This is a genomic window from Flavobacterium algoriphilum, assembly GCF_048158655.1.
Classification (GTDB): Bacteria; Bacteroidota; Bacteroidia; order Flavobacteriales; family Flavobacteriaceae; genus Flavobacterium; species Flavobacterium algoriphilum.
In genome coordinates, this window is record NZ_JBLNKY010000001.1 from 945,925 (window position 1) to 963,677 (window position 17,753).

Annotated in this window: 11 protein-coding genes; 5 read left to right on the top strand and 6 right to left on the bottom strand. The window is 32.8% G+C overall.

From position 1 onward, the window contains the following. Positions 1 to 163 precede the first annotated feature (163 nt). Together ruvB and queG are read left to right on the top strand one after the other, a co-directional pair. Complete coding sequence (ruvB, locus tag ACM55G_RS04075; RefSeq protein ID WP_416842626.1) at positions 164 to 1,186, top strand: Holliday junction branch migration DNA helicase RuvB; 1,023 nt, start codon at positions 164 to 166, stop codon at positions 1,184 to 1,186. Between the two features lie 115 nt (positions 1,187 to 1,301). Next, positions 1,302 to 2,225 carry a tRNA epoxyqueuosine(34) reductase QueG gene (gene queG / locus ACM55G_RS04080; protein ID WP_416842781.1) on the top strand — a complete coding sequence of 308 codons (924 nt, stop codon included), beginning with the start codon at positions 1,302 to 1,304 and terminating at the stop codon, positions 2,223 to 2,225. A 22-nt stretch (positions 2,226 to 2,247) separates the two neighbouring features. Here queG and ACM55G_RS04085 read toward each other — a convergent pair whose 3' ends face one another. The 6 genes from ACM55G_RS04085 to ACM55G_RS04110 all read right to left on the bottom strand — a co-directional run bounded on the left by ACM55G_RS04085 (position 2,248) and on the right by ACM55G_RS04110 (position 10,325). Then, positions 2,248 to 3,285 (bottom strand): LacI family DNA-binding transcriptional regulator, encoded by a 1,038-nt coding sequence (locus ACM55G_RS04085; protein ID WP_416842627.1) that lies wholly within the window; start codon positions 3,283 to 3,285, stop codon positions 2,248 to 2,250. A gap of 238 nt (positions 3,286 to 3,523) precedes the next feature. Then, positions 3,524 to 4,543 carry a LacI family DNA-binding transcriptional regulator gene (locus tag ACM55G_RS04090; protein WP_416842628.1) on the bottom strand — a complete coding sequence of 340 codons (1,020 nt, stop codon included), beginning with the start codon at positions 4,541 to 4,543 and terminating at the stop codon, positions 3,524 to 3,526. Positions 4,544 to 4,660: 117 nt separating this feature from the next. After that, positions 4,661 to 6,409, bottom strand: coding sequence for a glycoside hydrolase family 13 protein (locus ACM55G_RS04095; protein WP_416842629.1), 1,749 nt, complete (start codon positions 6,407 to 6,409; stop codon positions 4,661 to 4,663). A 35-nt stretch (positions 6,410 to 6,444) separates the two neighbouring features. Next, positions 6,445 to 7,353 (bottom strand): carbohydrate kinase family protein, encoded by a 909-nt coding sequence (locus ACM55G_RS04100; protein ID WP_416842630.1) that lies wholly within the window; start codon positions 7,351 to 7,353, stop codon positions 6,445 to 6,447. Further along, positions 7,346 to 8,677, bottom strand: coding sequence for a sugar porter family MFS transporter (locus ACM55G_RS04105; RefSeq protein WP_416842631.1), 1,332 nt, complete (start codon positions 8,675 to 8,677; stop codon positions 7,346 to 7,348). The genes ACM55G_RS04100 and ACM55G_RS04105 overlap by 8 nt, the downstream gene beginning before the upstream one ends. Positions 8,678 to 8,729: 52 nt before the next feature. Then, positions 8,730 to 10,325 carry a glycoside hydrolase family 32 protein gene (locus ACM55G_RS04110; protein WP_416842633.1) on the bottom strand — a complete coding sequence of 532 codons (1,596 nt, stop codon included), beginning with the start codon at positions 10,323 to 10,325 and terminating at the stop codon, positions 8,730 to 8,732. Between the two features lie 196 nt (positions 10,326 to 10,521). On the opposite strand from ACM55G_RS04110, the gene ACM55G_RS04115 reads away from it, so the two are divergent. From ACM55G_RS04115 to ACM55G_RS04125, 3 genes are all read left to right on the top strand, one after another. After that, on the top strand, positions 10,522 to 12,528 hold the full coding sequence (locus ACM55G_RS04115) for a glycosyl hydrolase family 95 catalytic domain-containing protein (RefSeq protein ID WP_416842634.1): 2,007 nt from the start codon (positions 10,522 to 10,524) through the stop codon (positions 12,526 to 12,528). Between the two features lie 507 nt (positions 12,529 to 13,035). After that, entirely contained in the window at positions 13,036 to 16,008 is a 2,973-nt protein-coding gene (locus ACM55G_RS04120) for a SusC/RagA family TonB-linked outer membrane protein (protein ID WP_416842635.1), read from the top strand. Between the two features lie 10 nt (positions 16,009 to 16,018). After that, the gene (locus ACM55G_RS04125) at positions 16,019 to 17,545 is read left to right on the top strand and encodes a RagB/SusD family nutrient uptake outer membrane protein (protein ID WP_416842636.1); all 1,527 of its coding nucleotides are present in this window, start codon (positions 16,019 to 16,021) and stop codon (positions 17,543 to 17,545) included. The last annotated feature ends 208 nt before the right edge of the window (positions 17,546 to 17,753 follow it).

Genomic DNA, 17,753 nt, shown 5'->3' on the forward strand with positions numbered 1-17,753 from the left:
TCTTAAATATAATATAAAGCCTCTGCGAAAGTAGAGGCTTTTTTTGTGATGTTTGTTTTTTATTTATGATTCTTGCAAACCTTATTTACAGCGGTTTTTTAAATTTTTATTGCATTTGTAATTTATAATTTATAATTCAAAATTGCTTTCTTATCTTTGTTAAATGAATGAAAATTTAGATCCAACAACAAACAGTTATAATGCAGATGAGCTTGATCTTGAAAAAAAATTAAGACCGCTTTCATTCAATGATTTTGCAGGTCAAGACCAAATATTAGAAAATTTAAAAGTTTTTGTGCAGGCAGCAAATCAAAGAAATGAAGCACTTGATCATACTCTTTTTCATGGTCCTCCAGGGTTAGGGAAAACAACTTTGGCAAATATTCTTGCCAATGAGTTGCAAGTAGGCATAAAAATTACTTCAGGACCTGTTTTGGACAAACCCGGAGACTTAGCAGGGTTGTTAACCAATCTGGAAGAAAGAGATGTGTTATTCATTGATGAAATTCATCGTTTAAGTCCCATAGTCGAAGAGTATTTGTATTCTGCTATGGAAGACTTCAAGATTGATATAATGATTGAATCTGGACCAAATGCAAGAACCGTTCAAATTAATCTAAATCCGTTTACTTTAATTGGTGCAACAACTCGTTCGGGACTTTTAACGGCTCCCATGAGAGCCCGTTTTGGGATTTCATCACGTTTGCAATATTACACAACAGAGTTATTAACCACAATTGTGGAACGAAGTGCCGCTATTTTCAAAATGCCTATTACTATGGAAGCGGCAATCGAAATTGCCGGTAGAAGTAGAGGAACACCACGTATAGCTAATGCGTTATTGCGTCGGGTTCGTGATTTTGCACAAATAAAAGGAAATGGCAAAATTGATATCGAAATTGCTCGTTATGCGCTAAAAGCGCTAAACGTAGATGCTCATGGATTGGATGAAATGGACAATAAGATTCTAACTACTATTATTGACAAGTTCAAAGGTGGACCTGTTGGTTTATCAACTTTGGCCACAGCCGTTTCTGAAAGTAGTGAAACGATCGAAGAAGTTTACGAGCCGTTTCTCATTCAAGAAGGATTTATAATGAGAACGCCTAGAGGAAGGGAAGTTACTGACAAAGCCTATAAACATCTAGGGAAACTTAATACAAATATTCAAGGCGGGTTATTTTAATTTTAAGAGCTATATAGGTTGCCGCTTCAAACAAAGCGCACTGAACTCGTAGAAAATAGCGGCTAAGTGAAATAAACAAAGCTAGTTTGAATAAATTATTAATTTTAATCTTTCTATCATAATTCAAAAATCTAAATACACACAATTCATAAAATCTGAAGCAAAACGACTCGGTTTTTTGGCTTGTGGTATTTCTAAAGCTCAGTTTTTAGAGGAGGAAGCTCCACGCTTAGAAAATTGGTTAAATAAGAATAGAAATGGTGAAATGACATACATGGAAAATCATTTTGACAAACGTTTAAATCCAGCCTTGCTTGTCGATGATGCTAAAAGTGTCGTTTCTCTTTTATTAAATTACTATCCCGAGGAACTTCAAAATCCGGATTCTTATAAAATCTCAAAATATGCTTATGGACAAGATTACCATTTTGTCATTAAAGAAAAGCTAAAGGAGTTTTTATTTTCCATTCAATCAGCTATCGGTGAAGTTTCTGGCCGTGCCTTTGTAGATTCAGCACCAATACTCGATAAAGCGTGGGCTGCCAAAAGTGGTTTAGGTTGGATTGGTAAAAATAGTAATTTACTGACTCAAAAAGTAGGTTCTTTTTACTTTATTGCCGAACTAATTATCGATTTAGATTTAGAGCATGATAATGCTACATCCGATCACTGTGGTACTTGTACCGCTTGTATTGACGCTTGTCCAACGGAAGCAATTATAGCTCCTTATATTGTTGATGGGAGTAAATGTATTTCCTACTTTACTATAGAGCTTAAGGAGAATATACCTCAAGAAATGAAAGGAAAATTTGATGATTGGGCTTTTGGCTGTGATGTTTGTCAAGATGTTTGCCCATGGAATAAATTTTCAAAAGCACATAAGGAACCTTTATTTAGCCCAAAACCAGAATTAATTTCTATGTCCAAAAAAGATTGGAAAGAAATTACTGAAGAAACATTTAGAGTTGTGTTTAAAAATTCGCCTCTTAAAAGAACAAAATTTCAAGGAATTAAACGGAATATTGATTTTTTAGAGTAATTTGATATTTTATCAGCTGATTTTAAGTTAAGCTAATTAATTTTATAGAAGATTCTCTAACAATAACACTAGTTTCTAATTCAATAGTTCTTGGGGTAAATGGAATACCTTCTTTATTACAATTCATTTCTTCCAATAATATGTTAAAAGACTCAATTCCCATTTCATGGCTTGGCTGATTTATAGTGCTCAATTTTGGTGTCAGTACTTGTGACATAAACCAATTGCTGAAACCAATTACAGCAACTTGATGAGGAACTTTAATTTTGTTGTCATTAAAATGCGATAATACACCTACTGCAACTAAATCAGTAACAGCAAATACTCCGTCAACATCAGGATGATCTTTTATTATTTGTTTAGCGAAATCTAATCCTTCCTGAAAAGACACTGCCTCGCATGTATAGACTAATTTGGTGTCAAAAAGTATATTGTTTTTTTCTAAAGCTTTTTTATACCCAATATAACGATCAATGGAATTTTGTGGATTTAAAGGGCCACGAATATGTGCGATTTTTTTACAGCCATTATCGATTAAATGCTGAACAGCGTTAAATGCTGCTTTTTGGTCATCTATAATTACTTTTGAGCAAGAAATTAGTTTGTTTATTTTATCAAACATAACAAAAGGAATATTCCTGTTGATTATTTCTTTTAAGTGGTCGTCATTATTTGATTCGTTAGAAAGTGAAATAATAATTCCATCTACTCTTTTCTTGATAAGGAGTTCTACTTGTTTTTTTTCTAATTCTAATGACTCATTTGATTGTAGAATAATAACCAAATAGCCATTTTTTTCCGCTTCATCAATAATAGCATTTACCACATTCGAAAAAAAGTGATGCACTACTTCAGGAATAATTAAACCTATAGTTTTTGACTCTTTTGTTCTTAAATTTACGGCAAAGCTGTTAGGTGTATAATGTAGATTTTGTGCCAGATCAATTACAGCTTGTTTAGTTTTTGCACTAACATCAGGATAGTTTTTCAATGCTTTTGAAACAGTGGTTATTGAAATTCCTAATTTTGTTGCAATTTCTTTAAGAGTGATGTCTTTCATGAATTGGATTTCTACGTATTTAATTTATAAAAATATTTTTAGGAACAGTTTTGTTTAAAATTTGAAAAGTCTTTGACCTAATTTATTTTATTAGAAACAGTTTTACTTTTATATATTCCTTTACAAGATATTAATTTTTATCGTAATTCTGTTTTTTTTATCAAAATAAACAAATTAATAGAGATTAGTTAAATTATGGATTACAGTAGTTTGTTGTTTTTATTGAAGAGTTGGATTTTTAAGTAGACTGTCTTTCAATTATTCGGGTTCCTAATTCAATTGACTGAAAAACTATAGGCAAATTATTCTTTTTTAGATTAATCTCATCAAATAAAATTGATGCTGATTTTTTTCCAATTTCAAATCCCGGTTGGTCTATGGTTGAAAGTTTTGGACTTATTACACTTGACATGAACCAATTGCTGAAGCCCAAAACGGCAATCTGTGTGGGAATAGCAATTCCTACTTCATTTAAATATTTAATAATTCCAACAGCAACTAAATCAGTCACTGCAAAAATAGCGTCTATTTCTGGATGCTCATTGACTACTTTTTTTGCATTTTCATAACCATTTTCAAAATCCAAATTATTATCACACACATAAACCAATGCGGAATCATAAATGATATTATTGTCTTCTAGTGCCTTTTTATATCCTAAAAATCGGTCAATGGAATTCTGTGGTAAATAGGAGCCTCTAAAATGAGCAATTTTTTTATATCCTTTTTTTATAAGATAACTAACGGCATCATAAGCTGCTTTTCTATCGTTAATAGTTACTTTAGAACAGTTAACAAGCTTTGCAATTTTATCAAAAAGTACGAGTGGAGTATTATAAGAAAGGATACTCTTTAAATGTTCAAATTCGCCTGTTTCGTTAGATAAAGACATTAGAATTCCGTCGACTCTTTTATTTAATAAAAGGTTAATTTGTTTTTTTTCAAAGTCTAATTTTTCATTTGATTGTAAAATAATAACCAGGTAGTCCCTCTTCTCAGCCTCTTCAAGAATTCCTTGAATGACATTTGAAAAAAAGTCATGAACAAGTGTTGGGATTATCAAACCTATTGTTTTAGATTCTTTTGTCCTTAAGTTTACTGCAAAACTGTTTGGAGTATAATTTAAGTGATTTGCTAATTCAATAACTGCATTTTTTGTCTTTTGACTTACATCTGAGTAGCCTTTCAATGCCTTTGAAACGGTTGTAATAGAAATTCCTAATTGATTTGCAATTTGTTTGAGAGTGGTATTGTTCATATTTCTATACTCTATAGAAGCTGAATAAAAAACTGCTTCTTGAAAAACGAATTTACAATTAATTTATTGTAATTCAATTTTCAACAAACAGTTTAATTTTAAATTTGCATTTTATATTTATTTTTTAAGCTCTAGTACAATGGCTTCGTAAGGTCTTAGCATGCTGTTGTTTAGTTGTTTGGTATTAGGGTAGTTGTCTAAAATAATTTTAGATTTAGCAACTGGAATTCCTATTTTGTAAGGGCTATTTTTATCAGTAAAATTTAATAAAACCAATAATTTTTTACCGTTCAGTTCTCTTGTGTAAGCATATACATTTGGATTTTCTTTGTCTAACAAGGTATAATTTCCATAAACAAGTGTTGGCTCTTTTTTGCGTAATTGTACTAATTTTCTAAAATAATTTAACACTGAATTTGGATCTTTTTCTTGCGCTTCGACATTTATGGTTTTGTAATTTGGATTTACTTTCAGCCATGGTTTTCCACTAGTAAAACCTGCGTTTTGAGTATCATCCCATTGAAAAGGTGTTCTTCCGTTTTCTCTAGAAGTTTGTTTTTGTCCTTCTAAAAAACCATTCAAATCGCCCCCTTTATTTTTTAATCCAATGTATTTGTTGCGGGTGTCAACATCATGATAATCATCAATTGAATTGAATCTAATGTTGACCATTCCTAATTCATCTCCATAATAATAATAAGGAGTTCCTCGCATTGTCATCACAAAAGTCGAAAGCATTTTTGATGAAATTTCTCTAAATTCAGTAGTATCATTACCAAACTTGCTGACCATTCTGGGTTGATCGTGATTAGCAAGAAAAATAGAAAGCCAACCTTTGTCTTTAAAGGCTTCATCATAACGAGAAAAAATCTCTTTGTATTTTACAAGACCAAAATCTTTTAAATGTTTACCAATATCAACACTTTCAAAATGGTATGCCATGTTTAATTCTTTTCGGTCTGGATCTACAAATTGCATCGCATCTTCTGGAGAGCTACCAGCACCTTCAGCAACGGTCATGATATCATATTTACTAAATATTTCTCTATTCATTTCTTGTAAATATTCATGTAAATGAGGGCCGACTCCGTAGTATTTTATGATGTTTTTTTCATATCCTTTTGGCAATTCTGGCCAAGTTGTGTCTTTTGAAGCAAACTGAAATGCATCCATTCTAAAACCATCAATGCCTTTGTCTAACCAAAATTTCATCATATCATATACTTCATATCTAACTTTTGGGTTCTCCCAATTTAAATCGGGTTGTTTTTGTGAAAAATAATGAAGGTAATAGGAATTCGTTTGCCCATCATATTTCCAAGCATCACTATTCACGTCAAAAAAACTCCAACGATAAGGTGGTTTGCCTTTTTCGGCTGGCCACCAATGGTAATAATCTCTATATTTATTATCTCTAGAACTTCTGGATTGTTTGAACCATTCATGTTCGTCACTGCTATGATTTACCACTAAATCCATGACAAGTTTGATGCCTCGCTTGTGCATTTCTTTTAATAAAAGATCAAAATCTTCCATAGTTCCAAAATCCTTCATTATTTCACGATAATTACTAATGTCATAGCCGTTATCATCATTTGGAGACGTATAAATAGGATTAAGCCAAACTGCATCTATTCCTAGGCTTTTAACATAATCTAATTTAGATATAATTCCTTTTAAATCTCCAACTCCATCACCATCACTATCCTTGAAACTTCTAGTATATATTTGATATACAACAGCTTCTTTCCACCATTTTGGGTCATTTTTTTGAGTCATTTTTACAGACATGTTTTGTGCTATTGTACTTTCAGTTGTGAATAGTATCAAAGCTGAAAATAAGAATGATTTGATAATAGGTTTCATGGTTTTTTTATTAATGGTATCAGGATTATTTGGTATTATTTTTTTGTAGGGTTCATAAATGCATGAATCACTTTGTCTGTTATTTTTGGGTTTGCGCCTTCATTTTTTGCTACCAAAGCACCCATGGCACAAGCAAAATCAATTGCATTTTGGGGTTCTTCATTGCTTAATAATTTATAAAGTAATGCGGCTAAAAACGAATCGCCCGAACCTACTGTGTCTATGACCTCAATTTTATAACCACTATTATAATACATTTTTTCGTTGTAATATAAAACTGCTCCATGGCTACCTTTAGTTACGCAGATGTGTTTTGTATTTGTTTGCTCTGCAATAAAAAGAATATTTTGTTCCAGTGAATGATATGGAGAGTTAAGGAAACTACTTATTTCATACAATTCATCATCATTAAATTTTATAAAATCAGATTGTAGCATTAATCGAATAAGTACTTCTTTTGTGTAAAATGGTGCCCGCAGATTGACGTCAAATATTTTGTATTTAGCATAATTGATAAGTTCCAATAAAGTATTAAATGAAATCAAATCCCTGCAAACAAGACTTCCGTAAATAAATGCATTAGCTTTTTTGACCACGTTTTCAATTTCTGGATTGCATTCAATTTTATCCCAAGCAACAGGATAATTGATAGTATAGGATGCAGATCCTTTTTTATCTAATTGGACCAATACTTCACCAGTTAAAAAGGAATCATCGATTTGTATAGTGTTCGTTGACACACCATTTTCTTTGATAAATTCGAGTAATTCTTTGCCTATTTCATCATTTCCAACACGGCTTATTATTTGAGATTTTACCTTAAGTGAAGCTAGTCGAAGTGCCACATTCAAGGGAGCTCCACCAATTTTTTTATGTGTTGGGAAAACATCAAACAATACTTCTCCAAAACAAACGACGTTAATTTCTTTTTTGATATTATTCATTGTTAAGCATTTTATGTTCTAATTCTTCTAATGATAATCCTTTAGTTTCGGGCATCATAAATAGTACAAATACCAATTGCAAAACCATCATAAAGGCAAAAAAAGCAAATATGGGCCAAGGATTTTCTTTAAACAAGTCAATTACAACTGGTCCTGCCAATGTAATTAAAGCTGCAAAAATCCAGTGAATTCCAGTCCCAAATGATTGTCCGTTTGCCCGAACATTATTCGGAAATATTTCGGAAATAAATACCCAAATTACGGCTCCTTGTCCTATAGCGTGTGAGGCTATAAATAATAAGATGGATATCATTAAAATAATCGAACCTAAATTATTGTGAAAAGCCAACGCTACCATTGCTAAACTCACAATGTATCCTATGGAGCCAATAAGCATCAGTTGTTTTCTTCCCAGAACATCTATTAATCGCATACCCACAATAGTAAAAATCAAATTTATTAATCCAATTAATATGGAGTTCATCAAAGATTCTTTCGAGCCTAATCCTGCCATTTCTAATATTTCAGGAGCATAGTACAAGATAAAATTGATTCCTGACAATTGGTTGAAAAAAGCAAGTAGAAAAGCTAAAATTACCGGTAGTTTATATTTATTGGAAAAAATGGTTTCTTTTACTGTGGAGTCAACAACATCTTTTTTTATTTCTTCAAAATTTGCTAAAGCTTCTTCTTTAGTATAAATCATTTCTAATACTTTCAAACCAGCAGCGTCGTCCCTCTTTTTCAAAATTAACCAACGTGGACTGTCTGGAATTTGCAAAACAATAATGCTGTAAATGAATGCCGGTAAAGCGACTATTCCAATCATCCATCGCCAGTCATTTGCACCAGCAAATCCTTCGAACAAATAATTAGAAAAGAATGCTATCAAGATTCCAAATACAATGTTGAATTGGAATAACGCAACTAATTTTCCTCTGTTTTTTGCTGTGGAAATTTCAGAAATGTAGATAGGTGCCGCTACAGATGAGGCTCCCACGCCGATTCCTCCTATAAAACGAAAGAATGAAAAGAGATAAGGATTTGGAGCTAATGCAGAACCTAAAGCGGATACTAAAAATAGGATACCAATCCAAAAAAGAGTCTTTTTTCTACCCAATTTATCACAGGGAATTCCACCGAATAAGGCACCAAAAACAGTTCCCCATAATGCCATAGACATAATGAAAATTCCATGGAATAATGGGGTGGTGTGCCACAATTCTTTGATTGGTAAATTTGCACCGGATATTACTACAGTGTCAAAGCCAAATAAAAATCCCGCTACAGCTACGGTGAGGGACCAATTTCGAACGTTATTCATTTGTTATAATTTTGGTTAATAGTTTTGGTTTTTTTTATTCTCTACAGGGGTGTTATTTTTTCCAAATTTCTTTGATTTTATTTATAGAAATGTTTTTAATTTCTTGATCTTGATTCGATTGAATCTGTAAAACGGTGTATGGCTTTTTAGGAAAAATTTGTTCTGTAAAACTGTAAATTCCTTCATTTAAGAAAATTTCAATAGAAGACCAATCTAAAAGAATTCGATAGTCAATAGTTTCTGAAACAAGGTTTGGAGTTGACGTTTTATGAATTTTTTTTCCAAAATTTTCTTCAAACTTTACTATGCCTGAATGTCGTCTGTCGAAGGAAAATATTTTTTGTTTAGCATCATAATTAATTACTAAAGAATCTTTTGCATTATTAGAAAATATCAATTTTAGATTCTTTGATTGCGCTTTAAATTTAATTTCTGATTGATTGAGGTTGTTGTATTTTATCGTGATTGTTTGATTTGCAGTAATATCTAGTGTCTCTTTTGAAAATTCAGAAATCACTTGTTTTTTTAGCTGTTCAACCGGAATGCTTTTTAGAATGTAATTCACGCCTAATTTTTCAATTGAAAGTTCTCTGGGTAGCGTCATGGCACTTCTCCAGTTTTTTGTGGGTGTGTTTCGGGCATAAAGCCAATTGCTCATCCAGCCTATAAATATGCGTTTGTCGTTTGGGGCATCATTATAGGTAACTCCTGCATAATTATCCGCTCCATAGTCAATCCATTTGGTTTCTTTTTGTGTTGTATGAAACGTTTTTCCGTCGAAATCACCAATGAAATATTGCGTTCCTGAACCGCCATTTGGTGCTCCTGGATTGATACTTATAAGTAAAACCCATTTTTCTTCATTTGAATTAGCTACTTTTAATTTGAAAATATCAGGACATTCCCAAACGCCACCATGGGCACCATTATTTTTACCAAATTCACTTTCGAATATCCAAGTGATTAGATTTTTTGAACTGTAAAATTGAGCATGGTCGCCGGCCACTAAAACTAAATTCCAAAGATTAGTTTCGCTGTTCCAAAAAACTTTGGGATCTCTAAAGTCTTTTAATCCGGAATTTCCTAAGATTGGATTTCCTTTATATTTCAACCAAGTATCTCCTTCGTCTAAACTATAGGCCAATCCTTGTGTTTGAAAATTTGTTTTTCCTGTTTTTTCGCCATCCATATTATGATAGGTAAAAATAGCAATCATTGGTGGGTTGGCTTTAGTTCCCAATCCAGAAGTGTTATTCAGGTCTATAACGGCACTTCCTGAAAAGATGAGTCCTAATTTATCAGGAAATAAGGCAATATTCTTGTGTTTCCAATGAATTAAATCCGTACTCGTTGCATGTCCCCAATGCATTGGTCCCCATACAATATCATTTGGATAATATTGGTAGAACAAATGATAAATACCTTTATAAAATACCATTCCATTAGGATCATTCATCCAGTTTTTTTCTGGAGAAAAATGAAATTGTGGGCGATAAGGTTCTTTGTAGTTTTTTGAAGGATCAATTTCTATTTTTTCAGGGGAATTTATAGTAAAGATGGTATTACTATCTTCTTTTTTACAAGAAAAGAGGGCTATTGCAGTTCCGAAGAAAAATAAAATGAGTAAAATAATATTTGAGAACTTCATTTAAAAAAGGATTTATTTTTATATTATCTTTATAAAAATAGAATTCTTTTTTTAGATTATTCAATCTGGTGTTATCAAAAACGTTTTCGGTAAGTCGAAAACGTTTTCGATTTATAATCAACCTACTATGTGAGATTATTTAATATTTTAACAAATAAATTATATAAGTTTGAATATATTATTAAAAATTACAATTATGATTTCAAATTTTAAAAGCTTTATATTCCTACTTTTCGTGAGTCCAATTGTTTTTGGTCAAGCCAAATCAGATGAGTGGCATTTGTATGCAAATTCCAGGGAAAATTATTATGGAGTTGCTATGGCAAATGGTCAAATAGGAATTGTTACAGACGATACTCCTTTAAAAACAAAAGAGATAATCCTTAATGGTGTTTACGATGGTAGTCCTGAAAATGGAATAAGTAGAATTGTGAGAGGGATTGAATTTTTAAACTTACGCCTTACAATAAACAATCAAGAAATAAAATCGGACAATATCGATAATTGGAGTCAAGTAATTTCTATGAAAGAAGGAACAAGTACAACTGCGTTTACGTTCAAAGATTTTGCAAGTATTAATTATACAATTTTAGCAAATAGAGCGGTTCCGTATTCAGCTATGGCAATTGTCGAAATTACTCCTAATAAAGATATCGAGATAAAGGCTTATAATTATATGATTGTCCCTGATGAATTGAAAGAAGCCAAAAGTCAATATCGGGTTTTAAAAGATAATCAATACTTGATGCCTGTTTTTGGAACAACTGCAAAAACCTTAACAGGCAAATATATGGTTTCAGCATCAACTACATTTCTTTTTGACGGGCAAAGTGAAACATTGAATCAAGTAGGAAATGAAGTTGGTTTTTCTAAAAAATTATTAAAAGGAAAAAAATATCGATTTGCTATTGCCGGTGGAATTTGTACTTCAAAAGATATTAAGGATCCATTGAATGAATCCGAAAGACAGCCCATTTATGCATTGCAACAAGGGATTGATAATTTATTGAATCGTCATAAACAAGCTTGGGCTGAATTATGGAATACGGGAGACATCCAAATCGAAGGCGATTTAGACGCGCAACAACGCGTAAGATTCGCTTTGTACAATTTGTATTCTTACATACGTCCGGAAACAAGACAAAGTATTGCGCCTATGGGGTTGTCTTCTCAAGGTTATAATGGACATATTTTTTGGGATAGCGAACTTTGGATGTATCCTACACTTTTAGCCTTGCAACCTGATATGGCAAAATCATGTTTGGATTACCGTTCCGACCGTTTGCAAAAAGCAAAACAAAAAGCTACAATATATGGCTATAAAGGGGCGATGTATCCCTGGGAATCTGATGACACTGGAGAAGAGGCTACCCCAACTTGGGCTTTGACTGGAATTTTTGAACAACATATTACGGCTGATGTTTCGATTGCATTTTGGAATTATTACGCTTATACACAGGATAAGTCTTGGTTAAGAAAAGAATGGAGCGTGTTGAAAGAAACTGCTGATTTCTGGGTAAGCCGTGTAGTTAAGAATCAGGATGGAAGTTATTCTATTTTGAATGTTGTTGGTGCGGATGAATATGCGCAGCATGTCGATGATAATGCATTCACAAATGCCTCAGCTATTGAATCATTAAAAAACACCATTAAGGCAGCCACAATTTTGAACGAACCTATTGATCCAAAATGGGTATCGGTATCTGAAAAATTAGTAATTCATACTGAAAATGGAATCACCCAGAATTACAAAGGGTATAAAGGACAGATTATAAAACAAGCGGATGTGAATTTATTAGCATATCCTTTACACATCATTACTGATAAAGCACAAATAAAAAAAGATTTGGAATATTACACCGAAAAAATTGATAAAAAAGATGGTCCTGCGATGGCCTCAGGAGTTTTATCCGTTTTATATGCGCGATTAGGAGATAAAGAAAAAGCCTACAGTTATTTTGTAAAATCGTATTTGCCAAACAGCCGTCCTCCTTTTGGTGTTTTTTCGGAATCAGCCAATAGCAACAATCCATATTTTGCAACGGGTGCAGGCGCTATGCTGCAAGCTGTTATCTATGGCTTTGGTGGCGTAGAACAAACTGACCACGGATTGCAATATAATAAAGGGCTATTGCCAAAAAAATGGAAATCCTTAAAGATAATTGGTTTGGGAATGGATAACAAAACAATCACAATAGAATAAATCCATAAAACAATATTTTTAGCCACGAATACACTTTTTAATCTTTTTTAAAGGATTGTAAAAAGTAGTGTATTCGTGGTTTTTTTTTTTTTTTTAGGTAACCTTTTTTCTTTTCGAAAGAATAAAAGTTTAAAAAGTGAGATTTTTTAGCCTGAGTTTCCTATTCGGAAGCCATTGTCTCAATTTGAAATAAACAACAATAAAAAATGATTTATTCGCAATCCTTTTTTAGTAAAATAGGTTTGAGTTGGTGATTGTGGAAGTAATTTTAGATAAAAAAGGGCTGAATGTTAAATATCTGTTTTTTTTAAGTCTTTTTTTTATATTTAATATAATTTTAGTATTAATATTCTGAAGTATTAATTTTAAAATCGAAAACGTTTTCGGCGTAACGAAAACGTTATAGTTTGTGATTTTCTTAATATTATCATAAAATTAGTATTATGTTTACGTCATATTTTAAAACAAACCATTAAAACAAATTATTAACCAACTTATTTATTACGTATGAAAAATAGTCTACTAAAAGGCTTGATGGTGTTTCTAACGATGCTATGTACTAGTTTGACCTATTCGCAAGATGTGTCCGGTACAGTATCTGATGCTAGTGGTCCTCTTCCAGGGGCTTCTATATTAGTTAAAGGAACAACAAATGGAGCGCAAACAGATCTCGATGGAAATTTTACTATCAAAAATGTTGGCTCAAACGCAGTCTTGGTTTTCAGTTACATTGGTCTCAAGACTCAGGAAGTAAGTGTAGCAGGAAAAAGCTCAGTGAAAGTAATCTTAAAAGAAGATTCAGCTGAATTAAAAGAAGTAGTAGTTATTGGCTACGGTTCTGTTAAAAAGAAAGATGCAACTGGTGCAGTTGATCAAATTGGAGCAAAAGATTTTGATAATGTAGCGTCTCCTTCTCCAGCTCAATTATTGAGAGGTAAAGTAGCAGGTGTACAGGTAACGCAGTCAAGTGGAGAGCCAGGAGCTGGTGTTGCTATTAGAGTTCGTGGAAATTCTTCTATTCGTTCAGGAAACGGTCCGTTAATTGTTATTGATGGTGTGCCATTGGATGGTGGAAATGTTTCAGCTGGTGGGGATAACTTGCTAGGTGCTTCGTCTGCAAAGAATCCATTAAACTTTGTAAATCAAAATGATATTGAAAGTATTAGTGTGTTGAAAGATGCATCTTCTACGGCTATCTATGGTTCTCGTGGTGCAAATGGAGTTATTGTAATCACAACTAAAAAAGGAAAATCCAAAGAGCCTCAATTAACATACAGTTCATCAGTTCAATTTAGTAAAATGTCAGGTAAATTTGGCGTAATGAGCGCGGATGAATTTGTGGCAGCGGGTGGAGATGACAAGGGTTCAAGATCTTACAATTGGAAAGATGCAGTTTTGCGTAATGGCTTTTCAATGAACCATGATTTGTCTTTCAGTAAAACAACTGAAAATTCAAATACAAGAGTCTCTTTTGGAGCTTCTAACACTGATGGTATTGTAAAAAATACAGGTTTGGATAAATATTCGGCTTCTTTTTACAATTCTAATGATTTCTTTGGTGGCGCTTTAAAAGTGGAGTCAAGAGTTATCTATGCTTCATTAAAAGATGAAACTACTATTTTATCTAATGATGCAGGTTTTATTGGAAATATAATTGGTACTGCTTTGTATTGGAATCCTACATTGCCTATTTATAAAGCTAATGGTTCGTATAATTCAATAAGTAATACTTATTTAAATCCAGTAGAATTATTAAATTCTTACAAAGATTATACCAATACAAATAAATTGTTAGGGAGTATTAATACGACTTGGAAAATCAATAGTAAATTGAAATATCAATTCTTATTTGGTATAGAAAGTTCTACTTCGACTAGAAAAAGTCAGTTATTGCCAACTATGCGTATTTTGGATGTAGCAACTGCTGCTGTTCCAGGAGGTACAAATATAAAGTATGGTCAAGCTAATATTGCTAGCCAAAATAAGTTTAACAAAACTTTCGAGCACACTTTGAATTACAACAATGATTTTGGTGATAATTTTAACTTAGATGCGTTAGTTGGTTATTCTTATTATGATTATACTGCTGATGGAAGTGGTTCGAGAGGAAAGGGATATGATAATGCTCAAACTAATCTAATTGATAATATCGAAGGCGGTCTTCAAAATGAATTTAGAGTTTCTTCTTATAGAAACAGAGTGGAATTACAATCTTATTTTGGAAGAGTAAATGCTACTTTGTACAAAAGATTAATTCTTACAGGAACGTTGCGTTCTGATGGTTCTACCAAATTAGGGGTAAACAACAAATACGATTATTTTCCTTCTGTAGGTGTCGCTTACAAAGTAGTAGATGACAAAGAAGGTTTAGTGAATAGTTTCAAAATTAGAGGAAACTACGGTATAACTGGAAATCAGGAATTTGCACCGAACTCTGCGATTGCAAGAGCATCTTATGGTAACAATGGAACTTTAGGCGTTGACAGTAATGCTAATGCTGATTTAAAATGGGAAACTACTAAATCGTATGGTGTTGGGACAGATTTTGAGTTGTTGAATAATAAATTGACTGGGTCTTTGGATTATTTTCAAAGAGATACAAAAGATTTAATTTTTCCGGTACCTGCAGCTGCTACCCAACCAGGACCACCGTCTCCACGTTTTAAAAACTTACCAGGTAACCTAATTAATAAAGGTGTTGAGGTTTCTTTGAGCTACAAAGTGATTGATACAGAAGATTTAACTTGGGATATCTCAGGGAATGCATCTTTCTTGCAAAATAAAATGACAAATTTTGCAGGGTTTATATCTACTGGAGGTTTAAATGGTCAAGGATTGTCAGGTGCTTATGCACAGGTGATTACTAATGATAAACCAATTTACTCTTATTATATGTATGAGTGGAGAGGATACGACTCTACTGGAAATTCTATCTATGCTGATGCATCAGGAAATGATACTGGTTTAGGTACTGCAGCTAAAAAGATATTAGACAAACAACCATTGCCAAAAATTAATGTTGGTTTCTCAACTAATCTTACTTTTAAAGGTTTTGATGCTAGTGCTTCTTTCTATGGTGCTTTCGGTCATTATATTTACAACAATACAACAAATGCATATTTCTTTAAAGGTGCTTTCCTTGGAGGTAGAAACGTAACTAAGGAAGCTGCAACTTCTGCTCAAGCGCAAGGTGATCCAAATTCGCCATCTACTAAATACCTTGAAAAAGGTGATTTCTTAAGAATGGGGAATCTAACTTTTGGTTATACAGTAAAAGGAGCTATTTTAGAGAGATTTAAAATTAAATCAGCTCGTTTTTATGTAAATGGTTCTAATTTATTTGTAATTACAAATTATTCAGGTTCAGATCCTGAGGTTGATACAGATAAATCATTAAATGGTGTGCCATCTGCAGGTATGGAATATTTATCTTATCCTAGAGAGAAAAGTGTAGCTGTTGGACTTAACGTAACATTTTAATTAAAAAACAATGAAAAGAAATAACATTATAAAAAGCATCTTATTCGCCAGTACAATCGTACTAGGGGTAAGTTGTACCAATCTAGAAGAGGAAGTATTAGATGGTGTGGTAGTTGGTAATTCAGCAGGGGGAACAGTAAACAGTGCATCTCTATTAACTAAAGCTTATGAAGGTTTAAGAGAATTTCAAGGTCAAGGTCAAATGTTCGCTTTAGACGAAATGTCTACAGATGCATTAGTAGGTCCTACTCGTGGTGGTGACTGGGATGATAATGCGACATGGAGACAAATCCATACGCATACATGGGCGCCAGATCACAATGAAGTTAGAGGTGCGTGGAACTCTTTGTTATCAAATGTTTATAACTGTAATTTAGTTGTTGAAAACGGTACGGCTGCAGAGGTTTTGCAAGCGCGTTTTTTAAGAGCATTTTACTATTATAATGTGGTTGATTTGTTTGGTCAAGCACCTTATAGAGAAGCTGGTTCTTCATTAGAATCGGATCCAAAAGTATGGACTAGACAAGAAGCAACAACATATGTAATTAGTGAATTAGAAGCCATTGTTGGTACGCTGCCTGACCGTCTTGCTGGTGACGCCAGTATCGCAAATAAAGATGCTGCTAGATTTTTATTGGCAAAATTGTACTTAAATAAAGGAGTATTTAATGCTGCAAATCCAGCAGGTCCTTATGTTTTTGACGCTGCTGATATGACTAAAGTTGTAAGTTATGTTAATGCAATAAGTAGCTCTTTGGCTTCAGATTATTGGGATAATTTTAAACCTGATAACAATACCTCTCCTGAAATATTGTTTTCATCTAAGAATTTAAGAGGTGGACAGGGTGGAAATATTCAGTCAAGATGGAGAATGGGTATGCATTACAATCAAACTCCTGATGGATGGAACGGCTTTGCTACCGTTGCGGAATATTATAACAAATTTAATCCGAATGACAGACGTATTAAAAATGCAGATCCAGCGATTATTGCTTCTTTTGGTAACAATGTTGGATTTCAAGTTGGTCAAATGTACAAAGCAGGTGGGACTACTGCATTGAAAGATAGAAATGGAAATCCTTTATTTTTTACTCCAGCTTTAACTTTAATTACAAGCGGTGCTACTTTAGAAACTGCAGGTATTAGAAGTCAAAAATATATTCCGGATGCTGATAATTTAGGTACTCCAGAAAATGATTATGAATTCATGCGTTATTCTGATGCTTTGTTAATGAAAGCTGAAGCAATTCTAAGAGGTGGAACTGGGACTATGGCTACTGATGCGGTTAATACTGCCAAAATGATTACTAGAACTAATGTTACAGGAACTTTTCCAACGACTTTAGACGCTGTCTATGCAGAAAGAGGTAAAGAATTATGGTATGAAGGATGGAGAAGAAATGATATGATTCGTTTTGGAAAATTCTTGGCCGCAAGAGAACTAAAACCGTATGTTTCTGATAACAGATATACTTTATTCCCTATACCGGCAGATGCTTTATTCAATGCTAATTTGAAGCAAAATCCAGGTTACTAAAAAATTGTTTACAATTAATTATTTTTTGAGTTAGTTATAGAGAGGGTATTTATTACCCTCTCTATTTTTTTATAAAAGTCTGATTCTTAATTTGGGTATCATTTATAGAGGGATAAATTTCTTTTTTAAAAGACAAATAATATATACTTATAAGCCTTTTCTTACTCCTCTTTATTTGTAGTTAAAACTTATTTATTTTAACGTATTT

Coding starts and splice junctions, on each gene's coding strand:
- ruvB (WP_416842626.1), top strand. CDS start 164: ATGAATGAAAATTTAGATCCAACAACAAACAGTTATAATGCAGATGAG.
- ACM55G_RS04085 (WP_416842627.1), bottom strand. CDS start 3,285: ATGAAAGACATCACTCTTAAAGAAATTGCAACAAAATTAGGAATTTCA.
- ACM55G_RS04090 (WP_416842628.1), bottom strand. CDS start 4,543: ATGAACAATACCACTCTCAAACAAATTGCAAATCAATTAGGAATTTCT.
- ACM55G_RS04095 (WP_416842629.1), bottom strand. CDS start 6,409: ATGAAACCTATTATCAAATCATTCTTATTTTCAGCTTTGATACTATTC.
- ACM55G_RS04100 (WP_416842630.1), bottom strand. CDS start 7,353: ATGAATAATATCAAAAAAGAAATTAACGTCGTTTGTTTTGGAGAAGTA.
- ACM55G_RS04105 (WP_416842631.1), bottom strand. CDS start 8,677: ATGAATAACGTTCGAAATTGGTCCCTCACCGTAGCTGTAGCGGGATTT.
- ACM55G_RS04110 (WP_416842633.1), bottom strand. CDS start 10,325: ATGAAGTTCTCAAATATTATTTTACTCATTTTATTTTTCTTCGGAACT.
- ACM55G_RS04115 (WP_416842634.1), top strand. CDS start 10,522: ATGATTTCAAATTTTAAAAGCTTTATATTCCTACTTTTCGTGAGTCCA.
- ACM55G_RS04120 (WP_416842635.1), top strand. CDS start 13,036: ATGAAAAATAGTCTACTAAAAGGCTTGATGGTGTTTCTAACGATGCTA.
- ACM55G_RS04125 (WP_416842636.1), top strand. CDS start 16,019: ATGAAAAGAAATAACATTATAAAAAGCATCTTATTCGCCAGTACAATC.